This is a genomic window from Duganella sp. OV510, from assembly GCF_900100205.1.
GTDB lineage: Bacteria > Pseudomonadota > Gammaproteobacteria > Burkholderiales > Burkholderiaceae_D > Rugamonas.
In genome coordinates this window covers 214,911-237,332 of sequence record NZ_FNEQ01000010.1, presented here as the reverse complement: position 1 = coordinate 237,332, position 22,422 = coordinate 214,911, and the positions used below count along the sequence as shown (strand labels likewise).

Sequence of the window (22,422 nt, the reverse complement as noted above, 5' to 3'; positions counted from 1 at the left end):
CACATGGAAATTTTAAGCAGCATTGAAAACGGCATCCTGACGCTGGAATTCAACCGTCCTGAACGCAAGAACGCGATCACCGCCGCCATGTATCAAACCATGGCCGATGCGCTGACCGCCGCCGAAACCGACACCGCCGTGCGCGCCATCCTGCTGGTTGGCAAGCCAGAGATTTTCACCGCCGGCAACGACCTGGAAGACTTCATGAAAACCGCCCCGGCTGGCGGCGCGATTGAAGACCGTTCCGTCTACAAATTCATGATGGCGCTGAGCGGCGCCACCAAGCCGGTGGTGGCTGCGGTGGCCGGCAACGCGGTCGGCATCGGCACCACGCTGCTGATGCACTGCGACCTGGTCTACGCCGCCGACAACGCCAAGTTCTCGATGCCATTCGTGCAGCTGGGCCTGTGCCCCGAGTTCGCCTCCAGCCTGCTGCTGACGCAGATCGCCGGCTACCCACGCGCGGCCGAGAAGCTGATGCTGGGCGAAGCCTTCGGCGCACAGGAAGCACTGGAGATGGGCCTGATCTCGAAAGTGTTGCCAGTCGACGAACTGCGCGTCTTCGCCGAAGGCCAGGCCGCCAAACTGGTCGCCTTGCCAGCCAGCTCGATCCGCGTCACGAAAGAACTGATGAAAGCCGCCCGCAAAGCGCCAACCAGTGCAGCCATTGCCGCTGAAAACATCCACTTCGGCAACATGCTGACCGCGCCGGAAGCCAAGGAAGCCTTCATGGCCTTCTTCCAGAAACGCAAACCGGACTTCACCCAGTTCGCTTGAGTTTAGTGTGGCAGGTAGCGCAGAGCAGCGATAATCAAGCCGCCTTCGCAGAAGTACAGTGCGCCGGCGCATAGCCGGCTTGCGCCGCCTCCGTGAAGTAGGCCAGCGCCTGCCTGATATCCTTGGGGCCGAAGCTGCCTTCCTGGCTCGCCAGCCCCAGCGTATGAGCGCCGGCACATAGCCCCATTCGGCGGCGTCAACGTACCACTTGCGCGCAGCTGACGGATCTTTCTGGACGCCGTCGGCGCCGCCCCGCTTCAGCTCGGCCAGCAGCATGGCGGCTTCGATCCGGCCATTCACCGCGTCCGGATTTTTCGGATTGAAATGCAGCGTATCGCGCCCGGTGTCGTAGCGCACCAGCGTGGCCTTGTCGAGCCAGTCCAGCGCCTCCCTGGTGTTGCGCGGCATGCCGAGGCCATTGAGACTCAGCTTGGCCGGCAGCACCGCCGCTTCCGGATAACCGATCTTGTCGGTTTCCATCTGCTGCAGCATCATGTCGGCCTCGTCGTATTCCGAGAAGTACGCGCTGTCCATGCCGCAGTTGAATGCCAGCGTGCCGCGCAAGGCGCTCTGCTTGGCGGCGAACACGCGCGGGCTTTCGCCGGTGGGCGTCGGCGTGGTGCCGGTGATCTTGACGACCGGGGTTGCCGTGTCGGGTTCCGTTTTCGCGGCGTGAACGCAAGATTGTCTTTGTTATAATGCGCTGCATGGCTCCATCCTCTCCTCTTTTGTTACGTCTGCTCCGCGCCGGACTGCTGTTGCTGGTGCTGGCTATCCTGACCGGCATCTTCGTTGACGGTATCCGGAGCGAGTCTGTCGACATGGCGCACCACTATGCGCTGGTGGTGCGCCTGACGGAATTCCAGAATGGCCCTTTCCCTGCCGATCCCAGTCTGGGCGAAATGAATACCTATCCGCGCCTGAGCCACCAGATGGCGGCGCTGGCGGGAACCTGGTTCGGCTCGCCCCTGATGGGCATGCAGGTGCTGGCGGTGCTGGCGCAGGTGGGGCTGTGGGGCGGGCTGATGTGGCTGGTCGCCACGCTGCCGCGACGCATCGCCGCCGTGGCGGCGGTCGTGATCATCGCGCTGCTGGCGCTCAACCACTATCGCTGGGGATTGCCGCTGCACGGCGATGAGTTGATCAAGAGTTTCTTCTATCCGCAGATCGTGGGGCAAGCGCTGGCCGTTGCCATGGTGCTGGCCAGTATGTATCTGGAGCGCCAGGGTGTCGCCCCCTGGTTGCGCTATGCCGTGCTGATACCGGCGGTCTATGTGCTGGCCGGTGTGCATTTGCTGCCGGCCCTGATCTTGTTGATGTTGATGGGTTGGATGGTCGTGACGGATAGTCTGGTGCTGTGGCGCGCGCGGCAACCCGGCCTGCTGGCGCACGGCGCGGCCGGCGCTGGCCTGCTGCTATGCGCCTTGGGCGCGCTGATCAGTCACCCCGGTTTCGCCACCATGCGCGACATCAGCCGTAACAATGGCTGGATCGAGCTGGCTTATTTCAATGCCGCTGTCATGCCATGGCTCTGCGTGCTACTGGCGGCGGCGGCGGTGGGCATGCTGGCCGCCTGGCAGCGCCGGCGCGATGACCACGCCTGGCTGCCGCTGAAATTCGTTGCGCTGTATAGCCTGGCGGTGTGCGGCCTGGCGCTGCTGCAATGCGTGTCGCTCAAGCTGGGCTTCGCCTCGGAATACGCATTGCGCAAATATGCGTATGCACTGAATACGGTGGCGCTGCTGGAGCTGGCTGTGTTGCCGGGTTTGTTGCTGTTTCGCCGGCGCCAGGCGGACCCCGGCCGTGACTGGCCGGCAAGGTTGCAGTACTGCCTGCTGCCGGCGTTGCTGACGACGGTCGCCTGTCTGGCGGTGGCATGGCAGCCGGCGCGTTTCCAGACCAGCGCGCTGGTGGCGGTGGAGCAGTCGGTGCTGGCCTTGAAGGAGCGGCTTGGACCCGCCGGGCCGCACAAGGACGATTACATGATGGGGGTGGGCGATCTGCCCGGTGTGATCGAATACATGTATTCGATCGCGGGCCTGCACGCGTCGCGGATGGAAAATTCCAACGCGGCCAGCCTGCTGTTCGAGCATCGTATCGAGAACTGGTCGACCGTCGCCCGCCTGATCACGGCGGAGAATGGTCGCTACGACGTGGTGCCGGCCTGCAGGGTGGGTGCGGGGCACAACGGGCTGGTGGCGCTGGACGGCGCCTGCCTGCGCCGTTATGGCGCGTCCAGTCCGTATATCGACTTCACCGACGCCAATAAATTCCTCAGCTGTGTGCTGACCGGCTTCAGTGGCCAGGAGCAGGGGGGCGCCTGGACCTATGTGCGCGAAGCGCAGATCCGTTGTCCGCGCCTCAAGGTCCATGGCAAGGCGCCGCGCCATCTGGAGCTGAAGGCGCTGGCTTTCCGCGCCGACCTGTCGCGCCAGCGCGTGACGCTGAGTGCGGATGGCCTGCCGCCGCAACAGGCGGTGTACGCCGGCAGCCAGCATCAGATCGTCACGCTGCCACTGCGCGATACCGGCGACGATGAGGTCGAGATCCGGCTCGACATGCCGGACGCCGTCTCGCCGGTCGCGCTCGGCCTTGGGCCTGACAGCCGGGTATTGGGTCTGTTCGTGCGCGGCGTTACGTTCCGCGATTAAGCCGGACGGCGCTGCGACAGGATGAAACGTTCCAGGTCCTTGCAGGCGTGTTCGATGTGGCGTTTCAGCAGTGCTGCGGCGGCGCGCACGTCGCCGGTGCGGCACAGGTTTACCAGTTCTTCGTGTTCCTGTTGCGCCTGCCGGATGCTGTCGGCGCTCAGCGATAATTGCATGCGCGTGTAGCGGTCGGTTTGTTGCAGCAGCGTGGCGACGATGGCGGCGGTGCGCGGCTGTTCCGCGCGCGACAGCAGCACGTCGTGCAGGCGGGTGTTGAACTCGCCCCAGCGGGTCGTATGCTGGGCATGCAGCTCGACCTTGTATTCGGCCAGAATGGCGTCCAGCTCGGCGTAGTCTTCCGCCGTCAGCCGGGGCGCGGACTTTTTCAGAAGCAGCGGCTCCAGCAGGCTGCGCAGCATGAACAGCTCGCTGATCTCATCGATCGACAGCCCGGACACCACCGCGCCCTTGTGCGGGATGATTTTCACCAATCCCTCGCCTTCCAGCTGCACCAGCGCCTCGCGCACCGGTATCCGGCTGATGCCGAATTCGGCGGCGAGCGCATCCTGTCGCAGCGAAACGCCTTCCAGCAGTTCGCCCGACATGATCTTGCGGCGCAGGGCGTCTGCCGCCTGCTCCGCAACGGTGGTGACTGCAAAGCCTTTCACGCAGCCACGTCTTTCGACCAGTTCGCGTACCAGGTGCGGAACAGCGCGTACTGGGTTTCGGCATAGCGGCGCTGGCTGGCGCTCAGCTCATCGGTTTCGTAGAAGTGCAGCGTGTATTCGGTATCGCCGTTCAGCACCATCAGGTATTTGTAGAACAGCACCAGGTCGGTGCCTTCGTCGAACGACGACAGCACCAGCAGCGCGGCTTCCAGCTCGCGTGCCTGACGACGCGCCACCGCATCGCCGGCGGCGGCTTTGCGCGACAGCGACACCAGTTGCAGCACCTCGCGCGGCAGCGCATTGCCGATGCCGGTGATGGCACCGGTCGCGCCGCAGTTGACGAAGCCGTGGAACACCTGGGTATCCACGCCCACCATCAACGTGACATTGTCGTCCTGGCTGGTGATGTGCTCCGCCGCATAGCGCAGGTCGGCGGCACCGCCGAATTCCTTGAAGCCGATCAGGTTGGCATGCTTGGCGCGCAGCTCGAAGAACAGGTCGGCGCGGGTGGCGAAACCGTAATATGGGCTGTTGTAGATCACTGCCGGCAGCTTGGGCGCCGCTGCCAGGATAGCCGAGAAGTGCGCTTTTTGCGCCGCAGGCGACGAGCCGCGCGACAGTACGCGTGGAATCACCATCAGGCCGTGCGCGCCAACCTTGGCGGCGTGCGCCGCGTGCGACACGGCTTCTTTTGAGTTCACCGCGCCGGTGCCGACGATCACCGGCACGCCGGCCGCCACCAGGCGCGCCACGCCTTCCTGGCGCTGCGCTTCGGTCAGCAGCGGCCAGTCGCCCATCGAACCGCAATACACCACGGCGCTCATGCCGGCATCGATCAGCTCACGGCCTTTTTTGACCAGCGCATCGAAGTCAGGGGTGCGGTCTGCCTTGCAAGGCGTCATCAGGGCCGGGATGGTGCCGGTGAAAATATTGTCGCTCATGGTGTGTCCTTAATCGGTGGATGGGTGGAGAGGAGGCACGGCGATCATACGTTATCTTTGGATATTTTATACAATATAAAGTTGTGGTGTGCAGATTTAGTCATGTAACATGCTGATTTTTAATAAGTAATTGTTTTTCCTATAAGGGAGTTCCTGTGAAACGTTCGCTCATCAGCGCCGCCTGCTGCGCCTTGCTGGTCTTCTCCGCCCCGTCGCATGCGCAGCAGCTGTCCGGTATCGATCTGAAAACCCTGGATACCGCGGTGCGTCCGCAGGACGATTTCTATGGCTATGTAAATGGCATCTGGGTGCGCAACACCGAGATCCCGGCCGACAAGTCGACCTGGGGCACATATATCGAATTGCGTGAAATCGCCCAGGGCCAGTTGCGCTCCGTGATGGAGTCCGCCGTCAAGCATCCTGGCAAGGCAGGCAGCGAAACGCACAAGATCGCCGACCTCTACACCAGCTTCCTGAACGAGAAGGCACGCAATGCCGCCGGTTTCAAGCCGCTACGCGCCGACCTGGCCCGCGTCGCGTCGCTGAAGGACAAGCAGGAGCTGCCAGCGCTGTTCGCCTACCTGCAACGCAACGGCGTGCAGACGCCGTTCTCGGCCGGCGTGTCGCCGGATGCGCAGGACCCGGAACAGTACACCGTCAGCATCAACCAGTCCGGTCTGGGTTTGCCTGACCGCGATTATTATCTGAAGGACGATGACGTCAAGCTGAAAGGCGTGCGCGCCAAGTACCAGCAGCACATCGCCACCATGCTGGCGATGAGCGGCGACAAGGACAGCGCCACCCACGCCGCGCAAGTGCTGGACATCGAAACCCGCCTGGCCGCCGCCCAATGGACCCGCGTGCAGATGCGCGATCCGGTCAAGTCGTACAACCGCGTTGAATTTGCCAGGTTCAGCGAGCTGGCACCGGCATTCGACTGGAACGCTTACTTTGCTGCCGCCGGCTTCGCGCCCAAAGCCGCGTCGGCCGTGGTGCGCCAGCCGAGCTTCCTGAGCGGCCTGTCGCAGAACCTGGCCGATGTGCCGCTGGATGCGTGGAAGAGCTACTTCAACTGGCGCATCATCGAAAGCTACGCGTCGTTCCTGGACAGCGCCAGCGTGAAAGAGCGCTTTGCCTTTGAAGGCACAGTGCTGCGCGGTGTGCCGCAAAGCGAACCGCAGTGGCAACTGGCGCTGCGCTTCACCGACGCCTCGCTGAGCGACGCGGTCGGCAAGCTGTATGTGCAGACCTACCTGCCGCCGGAAACCAAGCCGCGCGTGATGGCCATGTTCAACAACTTCGTCGCCTCGTTCAAGGACGGCATCGACAAGCTGGACTGGATGGGAGCGGAAACCAGGAAGGAAGCGCAAGCCAAGCTGGCGGCGCTGAAACCGAAGATCGCCTATCCGGAAAAATGGCGCGACTACAGCGCGATGAAAACCAGCCCGCATGACCTGATCGTCAACGTCAAGGCAGCGCGTGCGTGGAGCCGTCAGAACAACCTGGACAAGCTGGGCAAGCCGGTCGACCGCGACGAGTGGTCGATGACGCCGCAAACCGTCAACGCCAGCTATAGCCCGCTGCTGAATGCGATCACCATTCCAGCCGCGATCCTGCAGCCGCCGTTCTTCAACGTGAAAGCGGAAGACGCGGTCAACTACGGTCTGCTGGGCATCACCTTCGGCCATGAGATCAGCCACGCCTTCGACGATTCGGGCAGCCAGTACGATGCGCACGGCCGTCTGCGCAACTGGTGGACAGCCGAAGACCGCACCGCCTTCAAGGCGCGCGCCGCCGGCCTGGTCAAACAGTACGGCGCCTATAGCCCGGTGCCGGGCTATCACATCAATGGCGAATTGACGCTGGGCGAAAACATCGGCGACAACTCCGGCCTGTCGATCACCTACAACGCCTACCAGCGTTCGCTGGGCGGCAAGCCGTCGCCGGTGATCGATGGCCTGACCGGAGAGCAGCGCCTGTACATCGGCTTCGCGCAGAAATGGCGCGCGAAACTGCGCCCGGAAGCGGCGATCGCGCAGATCAAGAGCGATCCGCATTCGCCGGGCGAGTTCCGCGCGAAAGGCACGGTGATGAATCAGCCTGGCTTCTACGAAGCCTTCGACATCAAGCCGGGCGACCCGATGTACCTGCCGCCGGAGCAGCGCGTCATCATGTGGTAAGCCGCTAGACGGCGGCTTACTTGCCCGCCGTTGCCGTCTTGAGGATGGTGCCGTTGGCGCCGGTCACCCATGCCGTGTTATTGTCAATCAGACGGATGGCGAACAGATAGTCGTTGGTGCCGGAATCCTGAACGCTCCAGGTTTTGCCGCTGTCTTCGCTGCGGACGATCCTGCCGTTGACGCCCGCAGCCCACAGCACTTTGCCATCCAGCGTGGCGAGCGTCAGCAGCAGATCGTCGACGCCTGTGTTCACCTTGCTCCAGGTGGCGCCGGCGTCATTGGTGACCATCAGCGATTGCGACGAGTGGGTTACCCAGGCCGTATTGGCGTTCAGAGCGATGACCGCGGAGTAGCCGTTCAGAATGGTATTGGCCGTTTTGATGGCCCAGGTCTTGCCGCCGTCGGTGGTGTGGACCAGCGTCTCGTAGTCACCCACTGCCCAGACGTTTTGTTCATCCACTGCATAGATGTCGCGGAAGGTAATGCGCGGCAGCGTGCCGGCCGCCGCAGTCCAGGTGGCACCGCCGTCGCTGGTGCGCGTGATCGTGCCATATTCTCCGGCCGCCCAGTAGGTGTTTTCATTGACCACCGAGAGCGCGTTCAATTGCCCGCTGCCGATGAAGGTCGATTGCCAGTTCTTGCCTTGGTCGGTACTTTTCAGCAGGGTGCCGCAACCCAGACCCAGCGCCGTGGTGGCGTTCAGCCGGGTAATGGCGTGGGCGCAGTCGAGGGCGCGCGGACTTGCCTGACGTTGCCAGTCGACGCCGCCATTTTCGGTGTAATGGACCATGCCATAGCCGCCAATCGGCACCACGGCGTGGTTGGCGTCGAACACGGCGATGGATCGGATATCGGTGTTGGCCGGACTGAAGATGCTTCTGTTTTTGCTGGCCCAGGACTGGCCGTCGGTGCTGGCGTAGATGACGCCTTCGCGTCCGCCCACCACGGCGCTGCTGGCATCAAATGCGGAAAGGACGCTGAAGTGCGGGTTCTGGCAGCAGGTGAAGGCTTCCGGCGGCGATTGGTCTTTCCAGCTGTTGCCGCCGTCGGTGGTCTTGATGATGAAGCCGGAAAAGTCGGCCGCAAAGACGGTGTTCAGGTCGACCGCCGCAATGGAGGTGTATTGCGCGCCGATACCGGTGCCGTTCAGCGTGCGGCTGACCTGGCTCACCCATGTCTTGCCGCCGTCGGTAGTCTTTTCAATCGACGCCAGCTTGGCGACCCAGGCTGTGTTGGCGTCCACCGCGCTGATCGAGCGCACGTTGAAGCCGTCCGAGCGTGTCCAGTGCGCGCCGCCGTTCGTGGTGCGCGCTATGCAGTCGGGGCCGGCGAGCCAGGCATTGCCTGCATCAACTGCGGAAACCGACCACAGCGTGCAGTTGGCGTCGGTGTCCAGCGATTGTCCGGTCCAGCTGGCGCCGCCGTCGGTGCTCTTCAGGACGGCGCTGCTCGAGCCTGTGGCCCACAAGGTGGAGCCATCACGGATGGCGCCGATCGCCATTAAGTCCGGCGTGTTGGCCGGCATGTTGCCGCGTACCCAGGTCGTGCCGCCGTCTTTGGTGTGGCTCTCGAAGCCGTTGCTGCCCACTACCCAGGCGGTATTCGCGTCAATCGCCGTAATGGCACTCAACTTCGCGCTGGTGGGCACGCGCTTGCTGAACCAGGAGGCGCCGCCATCGGTGCTGCGCACAACGGTGTTCTGGTTCGCAAGCGCCCAGATCACCTTGTTAGTGGTCATCTTGATCGAGATGAAATCCTTGGCGGTGGGCTGCGGGCTTTGGCGGCACCAGCCTTGTCCGGGTTTTGCGCCGGTGCAGTCCTGTCCCGCCACGCCGGCGAAATAGCCGACCTGAATGGGCAATGTGCTGCTGGCGCTGCCTGTGGTGTTGCTCACCGTCAGGGTGACTTGATAGTTACCGCCTGCTGTATAGCGGTGTTCGGGGCGCTCGCTGGTGCTGGTCTGGCCGTCGCCGAAATTCCATGCGTATTGAAGGGACTGGCCGGCGCCGTTGCTCACGGTCGGCGCAAACTGGACCGGCGCCGACAGTTCATTTTGGCTGGCTGCCGTGATCTGAACCTGCAGCGGCTGTGGCGCAGGCGGCGGCGTTGGCGTGGTGCTGCCTGACCCGCCGCCACAGGCGGTCAGGAGACAAAATGCGATGGTCAACAGCCAAGCAGGCTGGCGTGGCAGAAATCGAAGCATATGCAAGCAGGCAGCAGTAAAAAATGCAATGCTAAGTCATACTTGTATTTTATTCAAGTTCTTTTGGGAAATATTTTATTGGAATGCCGGTGCGGTTTGCACAGGCTGGCGCTGCTCTAGCAGCACCGACACGCCCAGCACCACGATGCCGCCGACCGCCAGCAGCGCGCCGACCGGGCCGGTCGATTGCAGGCTGGCGCCGTGCGCGATCGCCAGGCCGCCGCACCAGGCGCCGGCGGCGTTGGCCAGGTTGAAGGCGGAGTGGTTCAGCGCCGCCGCCACCGTCTGCGCATCGCCGGCCACGTCCATCAAACGGGTCTGCACGGCTGGGCAGACGGCGATGCCGCAGCCGATGGCGAACAGGTTCAGGCCCACTGCCCACAAATTCGAACTGGTGTAGTAGAACGCCGTCAGCGCCAATGCGTTCCACACCAGCGCGCCGAAGATGGTCCACAGGCGCGAGCGGTCGGCAAACCAGCCGCCGACCAGATTACCAACCGTCATGCCGACACCCATCATCGCCAGCAGCACCGGCACCGTGGCCGGCGATACCTTGGTCACTTCCAGCAGCGTCGGCGTGACATAGGTGTAGACGGCGAACAGGCCGCCAAAGCCGATCGACACCATCAGCAGCGTCACCCACACTTGCAGGCGGCGGAACACGCCCAGTTCGCGGCGCGGGCTGGCGTCGCCGGCGGCGATCTGCGGCACGTAGCGGCGCACCATCAGCGCGGTGATCGTGCCCAGCACGCCAACCACCAGGAAGGTCGAGCGCCAGCCGAAGCCCTGGCTTAACCAGGTCGCCAGCGGCACGCCGAAGATGTTGGCAATGGTCAGGCCGAGCAGCACGCGCGATACCGCTTGTCCGCGCTTGTCCGGTTCCGCCATCGCGGCCGCCACCAGCGCTGCCACGCCGAAGTAGGCGCCGTGTGGAATACCGGCGATGAAGCGCGCCAGCAGCAGCGAAGCGTAGCCCGGCGCGGCAGCGCTCAGCAGATTGCCCACCGCGTACAGCGACATCAGCATGATCAGCATCGCCTTGCGCGGCATGCGTGCCAGGAAGATGGTGATCAGCGGCGCGCCGAACACTACGCCCAGCGCATAGGCGCTGATCATGTGACCCATGTCGGGCAGACTTGCGTTGAGGTCGCCCGCCACCACGGGAAGGATGCTCATCGAGGCAAATTCGCCGGTGCCGATGGCGAGGCCGCCGAGTGCCAGGGCCAGGCTGGCCATGCCGGCGCCACGTGGCGCGGTGATGAGGGGAGTGTTGGAAATCGGTTCGTGATGCATCGGAGAAGGGCAAAAACTGCGAGAAAAAAGGGTCAACGATAGCATGTTTGACGGATTGCCGCTGAGGTTGCCAAACGTCTCGGCCGCTTGCGGCACTTCTGATAATATTTCTGCTTCAACAACAATGGAACATCATCTATGGCATATCAGAACTCACGGCTGCGACTGGCGCCGATCTTCGCTGCACTGATAGTTGGGACGGCAGGGGGATATGCCGTCACCGCCTCGGCGCAGGATGCTGTGTCGTCTTTCCAGACCGGTGGATCACCGGGGCAGGGCACGGAATACAGTGCTTCGGTGAAGCTGGCCACCACCGACATCGCAGAAGCATACGCCGCGCTGCGTCGCAATCTGGAGCGCAATGGATGGAAGATTTCTCACGCCGAGCCAGCCAGCTATGCGCTGCTGGCGCAAAACGGCCAGGTGACCGCGAGTGGCAAGACAGGCTCGTTAGGCGCCTCGCTGGCGCCGGTGGCCGGCGGTCTTAATCTTGCGCTGATGTATAGCAATCCGCCTGGCGTCAATTCTCCAGCGGCAGCCGTGCGCGCGGAATTCAACAAGATAGGCGTGGCGCTGCAAGGCGAGCTTTCTGGCAAACCGGCGCCGACGGCGGTCGCCAGCAGGCCGGCCCCAGCGGTGGCTTCGTCCGCCCCGGACCGCAAACTGTGCCTGGCCGGCGCGTGTCTGGGCATGACGCCGGCCGAGGTGGCCACGCTGAATCTGCAGCCGGCTGGCATGATGCAGTTCCGGCTGGGCGGAAAAAATGACAGTGGGTACGGGCTGGACCGTGCAGGCAAGCGCATCAGCTTTTCTGACATGGGTGACTTCGACAGCAAGTCGATGAAGCAGTTTGCCGTCACGGTCGATACCATCTGCCGCTTCAACTTCGCCAGCGCAAAGATGAAAGCCAGTGATGGTCAGCCCATTCATCTGGTTTTTCGTCCGGTGATACGCAGCGGCAAAGGGGTGGTGGTGCTGACATCGATTGATCGCAAGTTGCCGCCCAATACCAGCGAGACCGAGTTGAAACGGTTTGCCGATGCCGCTAAAGAGCAGTTTGGCGATGCCTTCAGCGCGCAGTCACACGCGATCGTCACGCGTCCTACTGCCGAAATGCACTATGACGTTGGCAGCGGCCGCTCGCTGAAATTGAGCCTACCGATTGAAAATGTTCACGCGCGCCTGATGGAGCAGGCAGGTTGCAGCGATAAGCCAAGTCTGGATTGACGCGAGGATGCGCCCACGCAGTCGGTAGCACTCCTTCGTGCGTGATAACACAGACGCAAGCCACCGCAGCAGCCAAGATAGGGATAGCCAACCGCCGAGGAGCATCATGGATTTCCCTACCAGACACCTGACCCAGCCATTGCCCTACGATCCGTCCTATGAAGTGCCGGAAGAGGGCGAGGCGGACACCATTGCCGGCCTGACCGAGTCGATCCGCGAGATTGCCAACACGGTCGACCAGGACACCGGCCACGCCCGGCGCGGCGTGCACGCCAAGAGCCACGGCCTGCTGCGCGGCGAGCTGCGCGTGCTGCCCAACTTGCCGCCGGACTACGCGCAGGGCCTGTTCAGCCATCCCGGCGGTGCCTGGCCGGTGGTGCTGCGCCTGTCGACCACGCCTGGCGACCTGCTGGACGACAAGGTCTCCACGCCGCGCGGCATGGCGATCAAGGTCATCGGCGTGCCCGGCGCGCGCCTGCCGGATGGCGTCGGCGACGTCACGCAGGACTTTGTCATGGTCAACGGCCCGACTTTCCTGGCGCCGACCGCCAAGCAATTCCATGGCAGCCTGAAGCTGCTGGCCACCACCGACAAGGCGCCGACGCTGAAGAAAGCGCTGTCGACCGCGCTGCGCGGTGTCGAGAAAGTGGTGGAAGCGGTCGGTGGCGAGAGCGCGACGCTGAAAGGGCTGGGCGGCCATCCGGAAACCCATATCCTCGGCGAGACTTTCTTCACTGCCGCGCCGATCCTGTACGGACGCTACATGGCCAAACTGTCGCTGGTGCCGGTGTCGCCGGAACTGCTGGCGCTGAAAGACCAGCCGGTCGACCTGGAGCACAAGCCCAACGGCCTGCGCGCCGCCGTGGTGGACTTCATCACCGAGCATCCGGCCGAATGGGAGCTGCGCGTGCAACTGTGCACCGACCTGGCGACCATGCCGATCGAAGACGCATCGGTCGAATGGGAAGCGCCCTGGGTGGCGGTGGCGCGCGTCCGCACCGAGCCGCAGGCCGGCTGGACGCACGGACTGTCGGTGCTGGTGGATGACGGCATGCAGTTCAACCCATGGCATTGCATCGCCGAGCACCGGCCGATCGGTTCCATCATGCGCGTGCGCCGCGCCGTGTATGCGGCGTCAGCCCGTTTCCGCGCCGAGCGTAACGGCGCGCCACTGGTCGAGCCGCACAACCTCGACCAGTGGCGCGAGCATGGCTGATTACATTTCGCCGTAGCGTGCGCGGCTTCCCTGAGGATGGCTTGCCAGGTATGACAGTATTGTCAAGCGCAGCGGGGCGGCGGCGTATTGTGCGCCGCCGTACAGTACAGTTGCTAAGATCTGGGTTTCTTACCTGGATTTCATCATGCTGGCTCAATCCTTTACGCCGTTTCCTGTTCCGCAGCAGCCGCGCTTCATCGGCGCCGGCACGCCGATGCGCGACCTGGTGCAGGCGCATCGCTGGGAAGACACGCCGCTGGGGCCGATAGCAAGCTGGCCAAGCTCGCTGCGCACGGTGGCCAGCATCGTCCTGCACTCGGTGCATCCGATGTTCCTGTGGTGGGGCGAGGACCTGATCCAGATTTACAACGATGCCTATGTGCCATGTTTTGGCGTCGGCAAGCATCCGGCCGCGCTGGGCCAGGGCGGCCGCCGGTGCTGGCCGGAGACCTGGGCCATCATCGGCCCGCAGATCGAGGCGGTGCGCACCGGCCGTGAGGCGCGCTGGTATGCCGATAATCTGGTGCCGATCTGGCGCAACGGCCGCATTGAGGATGTCTACTGGAGCTATACCTACACGCCGGTGTTCGACGAGCAGGATCAGGTGGGCGGCGTGCTGGTGGTGTGCACCGAAACCACAGCGCAGGTGCTGGCCGAGCGCCGCCGCCACACGCTGGATCTGCTGGCGCGACGCCTGCTGCGTTGCCATGACGAAGCCGAGGTGCGTGCCGCGATTGCCCAGTCGACCAGCGACAACCCGCGCGACCTGCTGGAAGTGACGCTGCTCAGCGGCGGCGAAGAGGCGGCCCGTCCCGGCGCCGACCTGCTGGTGATACGCGGCGCCGATCTGCAGTTGTGCGCCGAGCTGGCGCTGGCGTTCGGCCTGTCGCCACGGCTGCCGCTGGATGGCGCCTACCGCCAGTTCCTGGAACAGTTCACCGCCACCGTGTGCGCCACGCTGAGCCGCTTGCAGAGCGATCATGCACTGGCGCAGGCGATGGCCGAGAGCGACCGCCTGAACACTGACTTGCACCTGAGTTCGCGCATCAAGGATGAATTCCTCGCCATGCTGGGCCACGAGCTGCGCAATCCGCTGGCGCCCATCGTCACCGCGCTGAAGCTGATGAAGTTGCGCAAGCCGGATAGCGATACTGCGCACGAGCAGGAGGTGATACAGCGCCAGGTCGATCACCTGGTGCGGCTGGTGGACGACTTGCTGGACGTGTCGCGCATCGCCAGCGGCAAGGTCGAGCTGCGCAAGGAAACCGTGCCGCTGGCTGATGTGCTGAACAAGGCGATCGAAATGGCCAGCCCGCTGCTGGAGCAAAAACAGCACCGCTTGCTGGTCGACGTGCCGACGGTGCGCTGGCACGGCGATCCGGCGCGGCTGGCGCAGGTGGTGTCCAACCTGCTGAGCAATGCGGCGCGCTATACGCCGGCTGGCGGCCATGTCACGCTGGCCACGCGCATCAAGGGCGCGACGGTGCAGATCCAGGTCACCGACGATGGCAACGGCATTTCGCCGCAACTGCTGCCGCACATCTTCGACCTGTTCGTACAGGGCAACCGCCAGCTGGACCGCGCCAAGGGCGGCCTTGGCATCGGGCTGGCGCTGGTGCGCAACCTGGTACGGATGCATGGCGGCGAAGCCAGCGCCTACAGCGCCGGCGAAGGGCGCGGCAGCACGTTCACCATCACGCTGCCGGAGTCGGTGATCAGCGAGGCCGAGCCGGCGGTGGCGGCCGATGACAAGGTGGCGGCGCCGGAGCAGGCCAGCGGCACCCTCGTGCTGGTGGTGGACGACAACCAGGACGCCGCCGATTCGCTCGGCGAACTGCTCGGTGCACTGGGTTACCGTGCGGTGGTTGCCTACGATCCGGCGCACGCGCTGGCGCTGGCCACGGCCGGCATGCCGGAGCTGGCCATTCTCGACATCGGTCTGCCGGGCATGGACGGCTTCGAGCTGGCCGGCCGCCTGCGCCAGTTGCCGGGCGGCGCGGCGCTGAAGCTGGTGGCCTTGTCCGGTTATGGCCAGGAGCATGACAAGACGCGCAGCCGCGAGGCCGGTTTTGCCGCGCATCTGGTGAAGCCGATCAACATCAACGACCTGCAGCTATCGTTGTCATAAATAGTTGCCTTTGCGCTGAAAGACCGGCTTGATGCGATCAACTTCTACATCCGCCGCGAGATCGGCCAATCCGCCAGCAGCACTTGCGCTGGTCGGCGCTGCTGGGTGTGCTGGCGGCACGGTGTACGTCTTCCCCGCCGACCTTAACTATCGCGGCAAGGCTATTGCGTTCACGCCGCGCGTGGACGAGAATAAGCGCGTCGCCTGGCAGTGCGCCAGCGAGGACATTCCGCAAGCCATCTTGCCGCCGGAGTGCCGCAACTGAAAAAGGACCGCCGTTGACCTCACCGCTGGAAATCGCCGCCAATGCCGTCATGGCCATTTCCATCGTGCTTGCGGGGCGCAACAGTATTCACTCGTGGTGGCTGGGCATTGCCGGCTGCGCCTTGTTTGCCGCGCTGTTCTACAGCGTCAACCTGTACGCCGATGTGGCGCTGCAAATTTTCTTTATCGTTAGCTGCGTGATCGGCTGGCTGCAATGGCGGCGCGGCGCCGGTGGCGCGCCGTTGCCGATCACCAGCGTGCGGGCGCGGACGCTGGCCTGGATGAGCGCCGTCGGCCTGGCCGCCACCGCCGGCTACGGCCTGATGCTGCAGGCGTATACGAATGCCTACGCGCCCTTCATCGATTCCGCCGTGCTGATGTTTTCCGTCATCGCCCAGCTGCTGCTGATGGGGCGGCGCATCGACACCTGGCCGTTCTGGCTGCTGGTCAACACCATCTCGGTGCCGCTGTACGCCAGCCGTGGCCTGGTCCTGACCGCCGTGCTGTATGCCGGCTACTGGATCAACGCGCTGGCTTCGTGGTTCTTCTGGCGCCGCAAGATGCGGGCTGCCTGATTACTTCTTGTGGATCGCCTGGCGATAGGCGGTGGGCGTAACACCCATGCGTTCGCGAAAGGCGGTGGCGAAATTGCCGGCGTTGTTGAAGCCGATCAGCAGGGCGATGTCCTGCACGTCGATGTCGGTGTCCTTCAATAATTCCTCGCCGCGGCGGATGCGTTCCTCGCGGATAAAGCCGAACACCGTCATGCCGGTCTGCTCGCGGAATACCTGCGACAGCTTTTCGCGGTAGGTGCCGACGCTGCGAGCGATCTCGGCCAGCCCCGGCAGCGCCGCCAGGTTGTCGGCGATCAGCCGTTTCACCGCGTTGACCAGCACCGCGTCCGGATCGTTTTCCGCTTCCGGCTCCGGCGTCTCATCGCCCTCGGCCGGCGGCGCCGCATGCTGGCGCTTGGCCAGGTTCAGGTGCACCTGGATGCGCGCCGCCAGTTCGCCCGGCGAGAACGGCTTGGAGACGTAATCGACGCCGCCGATCGACAGGCCGAGGATGCGGTCGTCATCGGCGTCGGCGCCGCTGAGGAAAATCACTGGAATATCCTGTGTGACCGGATTGGCCTTGAGCAGGCGGCAGGCGGTGTAGCCGTCCATATTCGGCATGCGCACGTCCAGCAGGATCAGATCGGGCCGCTGCGCCAGCGCCAGCTGGTAGCCCTGCAGTCCGTTAAAGGCTACCGACACCTTGTACGGCAGTTCGCTCAGCAAATCCACCAGCATGCGCTGCTCAAACGCGGAGTCGTCCACGATGAGGATTTTCGAACGGGTGCTTTCAAGGGTGGTAGGCATGGCGTCCCCAGAAATTTGGTTGATAAAGTTTTATCACTCCCTGTTGCGTATTATGCCTATCTTTTAAATATTTTTGATAGTTTTCTACGCTTGCAAAACAGTTGTCTCCTCCTGCAAAAGCATGGTTTTTTTAGATCATTAATAATGGAATCGAGTGTTGATCATAAGCAACCGGAGGGTGGATGACTGGGGTGCGCACACGAATATTAGGACTGATAGCAGCGGCGTCGCTGGCGTTGCCGGCAATGGCGGCCAATCTGCAGATTTCGCCGGTGATGATCAACCTGCGCGCCGGCCAAGGCGCCAGCGGCATCACGCTGCAGAATCTCGGCGAGGTGGCGGTGTACGGCCAGGTGCGCGTCTACCAGTGGGAACAAAAAGACGGCGACGACGTGCTGACGCCAACGACCGATGTGGTGGCCAGCCCGCCCATCATCCAGATCGGACCAAAAAGCAGCCAGATGATACGGCTGGTCCGGCGCAACGAGCAATTGCCAGCCAGCGAGCTGACTTACCGCATTCTGATCGACGAGATACCCAAGGACGATGGCCCGGCTAGCGGCGTCGACATCCGCCTGCGCTATTCGGTGCCGCTGTTTGTGCTGCCGGCCGATGAGCGCGCGGCGCCGGCGCTGGCCTGGAGCGTGTTCAAGAAAGAGGGAATTTGGATGTTGCGAGTCCGCAACAGCGGCACCCAGCGCGCACAGATCGGCGCGCTACAGCTGAGCAATGCCGCCGGCCAGCAATTCGAGATTGCGACCGGCCTGTTTGGCTATGTGCTGGCGGGCAGGGTGCGCGAGTGGCGCTTGCCCACGTCTGGCGAAGCCGATCTGAACGGGACTGTGGCGGTCAAGGCCAATATCAACGCCCGCCCGACCAGCGCCAGTACCGTGGCCAGGGTGGACTGACCCGGGATGCGGCGCCGGCTGGCCTGGTGGTGCTTGCTGACATGGTGGCTGATGTGTGGCGCGCTGGCGCAGACGCCGCCGTCGCCGCCACCGCAGGATGAAGAGTTATTTCTGGAGGTAACCTTGAACGGCGAAGCGACCGGCCTGATACTGCGTTTCACCCGTGGCCAGCAATCTGGCCTGCGCAGCAGCGTGCAGAACCTGCGCGAGCTGGAGCTCGATCCCCAGCTGTTTGGCGTCAGCAGCGTGGAAGAGTTCGACCTCGACCGGGTCAAGGGCCTGAGCTACACCTATGATGCGGCGCGCCAGGCGATCGCGCTGCGCGTGGACGATGCGCTGCGGGCGCCGATCGCGGTATCGGCGCGCACCGTGCGCAAGCCTGGCGTGGCCAGCGTGACGCCCGGCGCGGTGATCAACTACGACGCTTTCAGCCGGCTGGGCAAGGACCGCAGCACCTCGGTGGCCAATGAAATCCGCTACTTCAACAACAGCGGCGTGCTGACCAGCACCGGCGTGTTCAACTACAGCAGCCAGTTGCGCGAATACGTGCGCTTCGATACCGCCTGGGTGCACTCCGATCCGGAGACGCTGGAAACCTGGCAGTTCGGCGACCTGATTTCGTCGTCGCTCACCTGGTCGCGTTCGCTGCGCATGGGCGGCGTGCAATGGCGCCGCAGCTTCGACCTGCGGCCGGACTTGCTGACTTTCCCGACCGCCTCGCTGGGCGGCTCGGCGGTGGTGCCGAGCGCGGTCAGCCTGTATATCAATGGCGTGCGGCAGGTCGACACGGCAGTGCCGTCCGGCCCGTTTGTCATCAACCAGGTGGCCGGCATCAACGGCGCCGGCCAGGCCACGCTGGTCACGCGCGACGCCGCCGGACGGGCGATCAGCACCAGCGTGCCGCTGTATGTTGACACGCGCATGCTGGCTGAAGGGCTGGTCGATTATTCGGTTGAGCTGGGCGCGTTGCGGCGCCGCTACACCAGCGATTCGTTTGGCTATGCACGCTCGCCAGCGCTCAGCGCTTCGCTGCGGCGCGGCATCAGCAACAGCCTGACGCTGGAAGCGCACGGCGAGGCCGGCAATGGCGTGCTCAACGGTGGCGGCGGCCTGCTGTGGCGGCTGGGGCAGGGCGGCGTCATCAGCGGCTCGCTGGCCGGCAGTGGCGGCAAGGCGAATGGCGCCAAAGCCAGCGGTGGCCAGGCCACGCTGGGCTATCAATACCTGAGTTCACGCGTCAGCCTGGACCTGCAATCGCAGCGGGCCACGGCCAACTACAGCGACATGGGCACGGCGGAAGGCTCGCCGGTGGTGCGCGCCAGCGACCGCCTGAATATCGGCGTCTCGTTGCCTGGCGGTCAGGGCATCAGCGTCAGCGCGGTCAGCCTGCGTGCACCGTTGCTGCCGCCGGCGCGGGTGGTGGCGCTCAACTATTCGGCCTCGCTGGGACTGGGCTTGTACCTGAGCGTCAGCGCCTTCCGCGACTACCGCGACGACAAGGCGCGCGGCGTATTTTTCAGCCTCAGCGCCAGCTTCGGCGACCGCATCTCGGCCACCGCCAGCCGCAACCGCCAGAATGACGCCCGCACCACCACTTACACGGTGACACGCTCCGCCGACTACAGCGGCGGCTTCGGCTGGGGCCTGCAATCGTCGGATACCAATGGCAACCCGCAGCGCCAGGCGCAGCTGACCTATCTTGGCAATTACGGGCAGATCACCGGCTACAGCATGGACAGCAACGGCGTGCGCAACTCGTCGGTGGATATCGCTGGCTCGCTGGTGGTGATGGATGGCAGCGTGCACGCGGCACGCCAGGTTGGCGCCGGCTTCGGCCTGGTGTCGACCGATGGCGTGGCGGGCGTGCCGGTGATGCAGGAAAACCAGGTGATCGGCCACACCAGCAGCAGTGGCTACATGCTGGTGCCTAATCTGACGCCGTATTTGCAGAACCAGGTGGGCATCGACATCTCGCGACTGCCGCTGGACGCGCGCATTGCCAGCAGCAGCCAGAGCGTGGTGCCGGCGCGCATGTCCGGTGTGCTGGTGCGCTTCCCGGTGGAGAAATATGAGGCGGTCAGCGTGATCCTGCACGATGCAAGCGGCAAGCCGCTGGCGGCCGGCACCCAGGTGCTGCACGTTGAGAGCGGCAACACCACCGTGGTCGGCTTTGACGGCGTGGCCTTTGTCGACCGCCTGCAGCCGCTCAACCATCTGCGGGCTAGCGTGGAGGGCGTGCCGTGCGTGGTCGAGTTCAGTTATCAGCCGCAGCCGGGCAATGCGATGGCCACCGTCGGGCCGCTGGCCTGCAAGGCGGTGCAATGATGCGCGCACGCCGTTGCCTGCTGCTGCTGGGGATGCTGCTGATGCTGGCCTGCGGCCAGGCGCGCGCCGATGCCTGCACGGTGGCGCAGACCAATATCGTGTTCCCGTCGGTCAGCTCGATCAGCACCACCGACGTCTACGCCAACGCCAATTTCAAGGTCACCTGCACCTGGAGCAGCTTCCTCGCCGGCCTGCTGTTCCCCAACGCCACCGTGTGCCTGTACCTCGGCGGCGGCGATGGCAACAGCAATGCCAATGCGACGATTCCACGCCAGCTGGCCAATGGCAGCAAGCGGATCAACTACAACCTGTACACCGATACCAGTTATGCGCCAGCCAAGGTGTGGGGCGGCTGGAGCGGCACCGACACGGCGGCCAACGTCATTACTTTTACGCTGACCAAAAGCGACAATGTGATCGGCTCGCTGGTACAGAACGTCAACCTGTATGGCAAGCTGAACGCCGACGCCACGCTGTCGTCGATGGACGTGAGTTCGGGCAACCTGACCTTCAGCTCGAACTTTGGCTCGACCAATGTGCTGATGCGCTATATGTTCTTCCTGACCGGCACCGCCAATTGCGTGCTGGGCACCTCGGTGTCGATGCCGTTCACCGTCAGCGCGCCGGTGATCAACGATTGCACCATCAATGTCGGCACGTTGGTGTTCCCCGATAGTTCGCTGCTGAGCAGCGCGGTGCGCAGCACGGCGACGCTGACCACCCGCTGCAGCCTGAACACTGCATACACAGTCACGTTTGACGCCGGCAATACGGCCGGCAATACCTACGCGCTGCGAAAAATGATCGGCGGGCCGTCCAATGAATTGGTGACCTACACGATTTCGAATACGCTCGACGGCGCCGGTCTGGGTGATGGCAACGGTGGCACCACGGTCTTCAGTGGCACCGGGACTGGCGCCACGCAGGCGCGCACGGTGTATGGGCTGGTGCCGCCGCAGCAGACGCCGGCGCCGGGAAATTACAAGGATTCGGTGACGGCGACGGTGTCGTTCTGAGCGTCGCCGGGGATACGGTTCAGAAGGTGATGGTCCACTCGCCGGTGGCGGCTTGCTGGCGCAGGGCGGTGGCTTGCGCGTCGCGGCTGGTGTTGGCTGCCTGGTCGGCGTTGCGGGTCATCTGGTAAGGGGTTTTGAGCTGGCAGGCCACCGCTGGTGCGGTTTTGCCGGTGTTGGTGGCGGTTTCGGCCGCTGCGGCAGAGATTTGCACGTTGCAGGACTCTTTGACCTCAAACGTCACCTGCATCGAGGCGGACGCGGTTTTGCCGGCTGCGCTGGCGATCAGTGGCAGGCTAAACAGAACGATGGCGAATGCTTTAGTAAAAGTTTTCATCTTCACACGTTGTTGAGGTGCGTAGCCTTCGGGTGGGCGGCTACATTGTCCAGGTAGCCAACCAATTCAAGAAGTTGATCTATAGGAAGAATTTTATCCTGTGGAAACAATCTCTCGAATGTTCACATTCTACACAGAAATTTATGTGTGGAAATAAAGTGATTTTTGGAGAGTTTTTGCCGTGGTTTTTTAGCCTAAGGTGGAGGGATAAAAACCGGAAGGAAAGCCACGTTTTTCATAGAGGGAAGTAGTAAAAACACAGGGTAGAAAAGGAGACGAAATTGAAGGCTGAAAATACACACATTGTCACAACGGTTCCATCACTTAAAAAAGTCACACTTTCTTGCGTCCAACATGCAAGTCACTCAGTCTGAAGCCATGGCGATCTGACGATTTTGTTGATAATCTGACATAGAGGAGTAGCAAAATGAAACATACCGACTTTGGCAGCATGCCTTGCCCGATCGCCCGCAGCCTGGGAAAAGTGGGAGAGTGGTGGAGTATCCTGATCTTGCGCGATGCCTTCTACGGGCTGACCCGCTTCGACGAATTTGAAAAGAGCCTGAAGATTGCCCCGAACATGCTGACCCGCCGCCTGGCCGGCCTGGTCGAGGGCGGCCTGATGGAACGGCGCCAATACAGCACCCGTCCGCCGCGCTACGAGTACGTGCTGACCAAGGCCGGCCGCGACTTCAAGCCGGTGCTGCTGGCCTTCGTCGCCTGGGGCAACGACCACCTGGCGCCGGAAGGGGCCAGCCTGCTGGTGGTCAGCCGTGAAACCGGCAAGCCAGCCGACCAGGTGCTGGTGGACGCCAACAGCGGCCTGGCCATCAATGATGAGGACTATATGTTCGCGCCCGGCCCGGCGGCCACCGATGTCATGCGTTCGCGCCTGATCCAGATCAACCAGCCGGCACGCGCCTAGCCTGCCAG

At 63.5% G+C, this 22,422-nt stretch carries 20 protein-coding genes and 1 pseudogene; 13 read left to right on the top strand and 8 right to left on the bottom strand.

Annotated elements, in window-relative coordinates:
* The first annotated feature begins 3 nt into the window (after positions 1–3).
* Positions 4–777: an enoyl-CoA hydratase gene (locus BLS51_RS24040; protein WP_090190236.1), complete on the top strand. Its 774-nt coding sequence runs from the start codon at positions 4–6 to the stop codon at positions 775–777.
* 34 nt (positions 778–811) lie between these two features.
* Here BLS51_RS24040 and BLS51_RS29830 read toward each other — a convergent pair whose 3' ends face one another.
* Together BLS51_RS29830 and BLS51_RS30675 are read right to left on the bottom strand one after the other, a co-directional pair.
* Positions 812–964: a hypothetical protein gene (locus tag BLS51_RS29830; protein ID WP_175472674.1), complete on the bottom strand. Its 153-nt coding sequence runs from the start codon at positions 962–964 to the stop codon at positions 812–814.
* Positions 965–1,008: 44 nt separating this feature from the next.
* Positions 1,009–1,257 (bottom strand): annotated as a pseudogene (locus BLS51_RS30675) (SEL1-like repeat protein); the annotation flags it as partial.
* Here BLS51_RS30675 and BLS51_RS24035 point away from each other — a divergent pair.
* Both BLS51_RS24035 and BLS51_RS24030 read left to right on the top strand, forming a co-directional pair.
* The gene (locus BLS51_RS24035) at positions 1,244–1,453 is read left to right on the top strand and encodes a hypothetical protein (RefSeq protein WP_090190234.1); all 210 of its coding nucleotides are present in this window, start codon (positions 1,244–1,246) and stop codon (positions 1,451–1,453) included. The pseudogene BLS51_RS30675 and the gene BLS51_RS24035 sit on opposite strands and share 14 nt — an antisense overlap.
* A gap of 52 nt (positions 1,454–1,505) precedes the next feature.
* Positions 1,506–3,428, top strand: coding sequence for a hypothetical protein (locus BLS51_RS24030; RefSeq protein WP_090190232.1), 1,923 nt, complete (start codon positions 1,506–1,508; stop codon positions 3,426–3,428).
* Here BLS51_RS24030 and BLS51_RS24025 read toward each other — a convergent pair.
* On the bottom strand, positions 3,425–4,093 hold the full coding sequence (locus BLS51_RS24025) for a GntR family transcriptional regulator (RefSeq protein ID WP_090190230.1): 669 nt from the start codon (positions 4,091–4,093) through the stop codon (positions 3,425–3,427). The genes BLS51_RS24030 and BLS51_RS24025 overlap by 4 nt on opposite strands.
* Positions 4,090–5,034: a dihydrodipicolinate synthase family protein gene (locus BLS51_RS24020; RefSeq protein ID WP_090190228.1), complete on the bottom strand. Its 945-nt coding sequence runs from the start codon at positions 5,032–5,034 to the stop codon at positions 4,090–4,092. The genes BLS51_RS24025 and BLS51_RS24020 overlap by 4 nt, the downstream gene beginning before the upstream one ends.
* 155 nt (positions 5,035–5,189) lie before the next feature.
* Here BLS51_RS24020 and BLS51_RS24015 point away from each other — a divergent pair, with 155 nt between their 5' ends.
* Positions 5,190–7,214, top strand: coding sequence for a M13 family metallopeptidase (locus tag BLS51_RS24015; protein ID WP_090190226.1), 2,025 nt, complete (start codon positions 5,190–5,192; stop codon positions 7,212–7,214).
* Between the two features lie 16 nt (positions 7,215–7,230).
* On the opposite strand, the gene BLS51_RS24010 is transcribed toward BLS51_RS24015, so the two are convergent.
* A complete protein-coding gene (locus BLS51_RS24010) occupies positions 7,231–9,381 on the bottom strand; it encodes a YCF48-related protein (RefSeq protein ID WP_175472673.1) in 2,151 nt (716 codons plus the stop codon).
* A 111-nt stretch (positions 9,382–9,492) separates the two neighbouring features.
* On the bottom strand, positions 9,493–10,710 hold the full coding sequence (locus BLS51_RS24005) for an MFS transporter (protein WP_090190221.1): 1,218 nt from the start codon (positions 10,708–10,710) through the stop codon (positions 9,493–9,495).
* A gap of 138 nt (positions 10,711–10,848) precedes the next feature.
* Here BLS51_RS24005 and BLS51_RS24000 point away from each other — a divergent pair, with 138 nt between their 5' ends.
* The 5 genes from BLS51_RS24000 to pnuC all read left to right on the top strand — a co-directional run bounded on the left by BLS51_RS24000 (position 10,849) and on the right by pnuC (position 16,120).
* Entirely contained in the window at positions 10,849–11,937 is a 1,089-nt protein-coding gene (locus BLS51_RS24000) for a hypothetical protein (protein WP_139168779.1), read from the top strand.
* 106 nt (positions 11,938–12,043) lie between these two features.
* Positions 12,044–13,153 carry a catalase family protein gene (locus BLS51_RS23995; RefSeq protein WP_090190217.1) on the top strand — a complete coding sequence of 370 codons (1,110 nt, stop codon included), beginning with the start codon at positions 12,044–12,046 and terminating at the stop codon, positions 13,151–13,153.
* 145 nt (positions 13,154–13,298) lie between these two features.
* A complete protein-coding gene (locus BLS51_RS23990) occupies positions 13,299–15,281 on the top strand; it encodes a hybrid sensor histidine kinase/response regulator (protein ID WP_090190215.1) in 1,983 nt (660 codons plus the stop codon).
* 31 nt (positions 15,282–15,312) lie between these two features.
* Positions 15,313–15,546 carry a pilin gene (locus tag BLS51_RS29825; protein WP_090190212.1) on the top strand — a complete coding sequence of 78 codons (234 nt, stop codon included), beginning with the start codon at positions 15,313–15,315 and terminating at the stop codon, positions 15,544–15,546.
* 13 nt (positions 15,547–15,559) lie between these two features.
* Entirely contained in the window at positions 15,560–16,120 is a 561-nt protein-coding gene (pnuC, locus tag BLS51_RS23980) for a nicotinamide riboside transporter PnuC (protein ID WP_090190210.1), read from the top strand.
* On the opposite strand, the gene BLS51_RS23975 is transcribed toward pnuC, so the two are convergent.
* Positions 16,121–16,906 (bottom strand): response regulator transcription factor, encoded by a 786-nt coding sequence (locus tag BLS51_RS23975; RefSeq protein ID WP_090190208.1) that lies wholly within the window; start codon positions 16,904–16,906, stop codon positions 16,121–16,123.
* Between the two features lie 182 nt (positions 16,907–17,088).
* Between BLS51_RS23975 and BLS51_RS23970 the strand changes: the two genes are divergently transcribed.
* The 3 genes from BLS51_RS23970 to BLS51_RS23960 are packed head-to-tail and all read left to right on the top strand — an operon-like array spanning position 17,089 to position 21,155.
* A complete protein-coding gene (locus BLS51_RS23970; RefSeq protein ID WP_090190206.1) occupies positions 17,089–17,814 on the top strand; it encodes a fimbrial biogenesis chaperone in 726 nt (241 codons plus the stop codon).
* Positions 17,815–17,820: 6 nt separating this feature from the next.
* Positions 17,821–20,139, top strand: coding sequence for a fimbria/pilus outer membrane usher protein (locus BLS51_RS23965; RefSeq protein WP_090190204.1), 2,319 nt, complete (start codon positions 17,821–17,823; stop codon positions 20,137–20,139).
* The gene (locus BLS51_RS23960; protein ID WP_090190201.1) at positions 20,136–21,155 is read left to right on the top strand and encodes a Csu type fimbrial protein; all 1,020 of its coding nucleotides are present in this window, start codon (positions 20,136–20,138) and stop codon (positions 21,153–21,155) included. Before BLS51_RS23965 ends, BLS51_RS23960 begins: the two co-directional genes overlap by 4 nt.
* Before the next feature lie 19 nt (positions 21,156–21,174).
* On the opposite strand, the gene BLS51_RS29820 is transcribed toward BLS51_RS23960, so the two are convergent.
* Positions 21,175–21,489 carry a hypothetical protein gene (locus tag BLS51_RS29820; protein ID WP_090190199.1) on the bottom strand — a complete coding sequence of 105 codons (315 nt, stop codon included), beginning with the start codon at positions 21,487–21,489 and terminating at the stop codon, positions 21,175–21,177.
* Between the two features lie 427 nt (positions 21,490–21,916).
* Between BLS51_RS29820 and BLS51_RS23950 the strand changes: the two genes are divergently transcribed.
* Positions 21,917–22,414 (top strand): winged helix-turn-helix transcriptional regulator, encoded by a 498-nt coding sequence (locus BLS51_RS23950; RefSeq protein ID WP_090190197.1) that lies wholly within the window; start codon positions 21,917–21,919, stop codon positions 22,412–22,414.
* Positions 22,415–22,422: the final 8 nt, after the last annotated feature.

Coding starts and splice junctions, on each gene's coding strand:
- BLS51_RS24020 (WP_090190228.1), bottom strand. CDS start 5,034: ATGAGCGACAATATTTTCACCGGCACCATCCCGGCCCTGATGACGCCT.
- BLS51_RS23990 (WP_090190215.1), top strand. CDS start 13,299: ATGCTGGCTCAATCCTTTACGCCGTTTCCTGTTCCGCAGCAGCCGCGC.
- BLS51_RS24040 (WP_090190236.1), top strand. CDS start 4: ATGGAAATTTTAAGCAGCATTGAAAACGGCATCCTGACGCTGGAATTC.
- BLS51_RS29820 (WP_090190199.1), bottom strand. CDS start 21,489: ATGAAAACTTTTACTAAAGCATTCGCCATCGTTCTGTTTAGCCTGCCA.
- BLS51_RS23960 (WP_090190201.1), top strand. CDS start 20,136: ATGATGCGCGCACGCCGTTGCCTGCTGCTGCTGGGGATGCTGCTGATG.
- BLS51_RS23995 (WP_090190217.1), top strand. CDS start 12,044: ATGGATTTCCCTACCAGACACCTGACCCAGCCATTGCCCTACGATCCG.
- BLS51_RS29825 (WP_090190212.1), top strand. CDS start 15,313: ATGCGATCAACTTCTACATCCGCCGCGAGATCGGCCAATCCGCCAGCA.
- BLS51_RS29830 (WP_175472674.1), bottom strand. CDS start 964: ATGGGGCTATGTGCCGGCGCTCATACGCTGGGGCTGGCGAGCCAGGAA.
- BLS51_RS23950 (WP_090190197.1), top strand. CDS start 21,917: ATGAAACATACCGACTTTGGCAGCATGCCTTGCCCGATCGCCCGCAGC.
- BLS51_RS24000 (WP_139168779.1), top strand. CDS start 10,849: ATGGCATATCAGAACTCACGGCTGCGACTGGCGCCGATCTTCGCTGCA.
- BLS51_RS24005 (WP_090190221.1), bottom strand. CDS start 10,710: ATGCATCACGAACCGATTTCCAACACTCCCCTCATCACCGCGCCACGT.
- BLS51_RS23975 (WP_090190208.1), bottom strand. CDS start 16,906: ATGCCTACCACCCTTGAAAGCACCCGTTCGAAAATCCTCATCGTGGAC.
- BLS51_RS23965 (WP_090190204.1), top strand. CDS start 17,821: ATGCGGCGCCGGCTGGCCTGGTGGTGCTTGCTGACATGGTGGCTGATG.
- BLS51_RS23970 (WP_090190206.1), top strand. CDS start 17,089: ATGACTGGGGTGCGCACACGAATATTAGGACTGATAGCAGCGGCGTCG.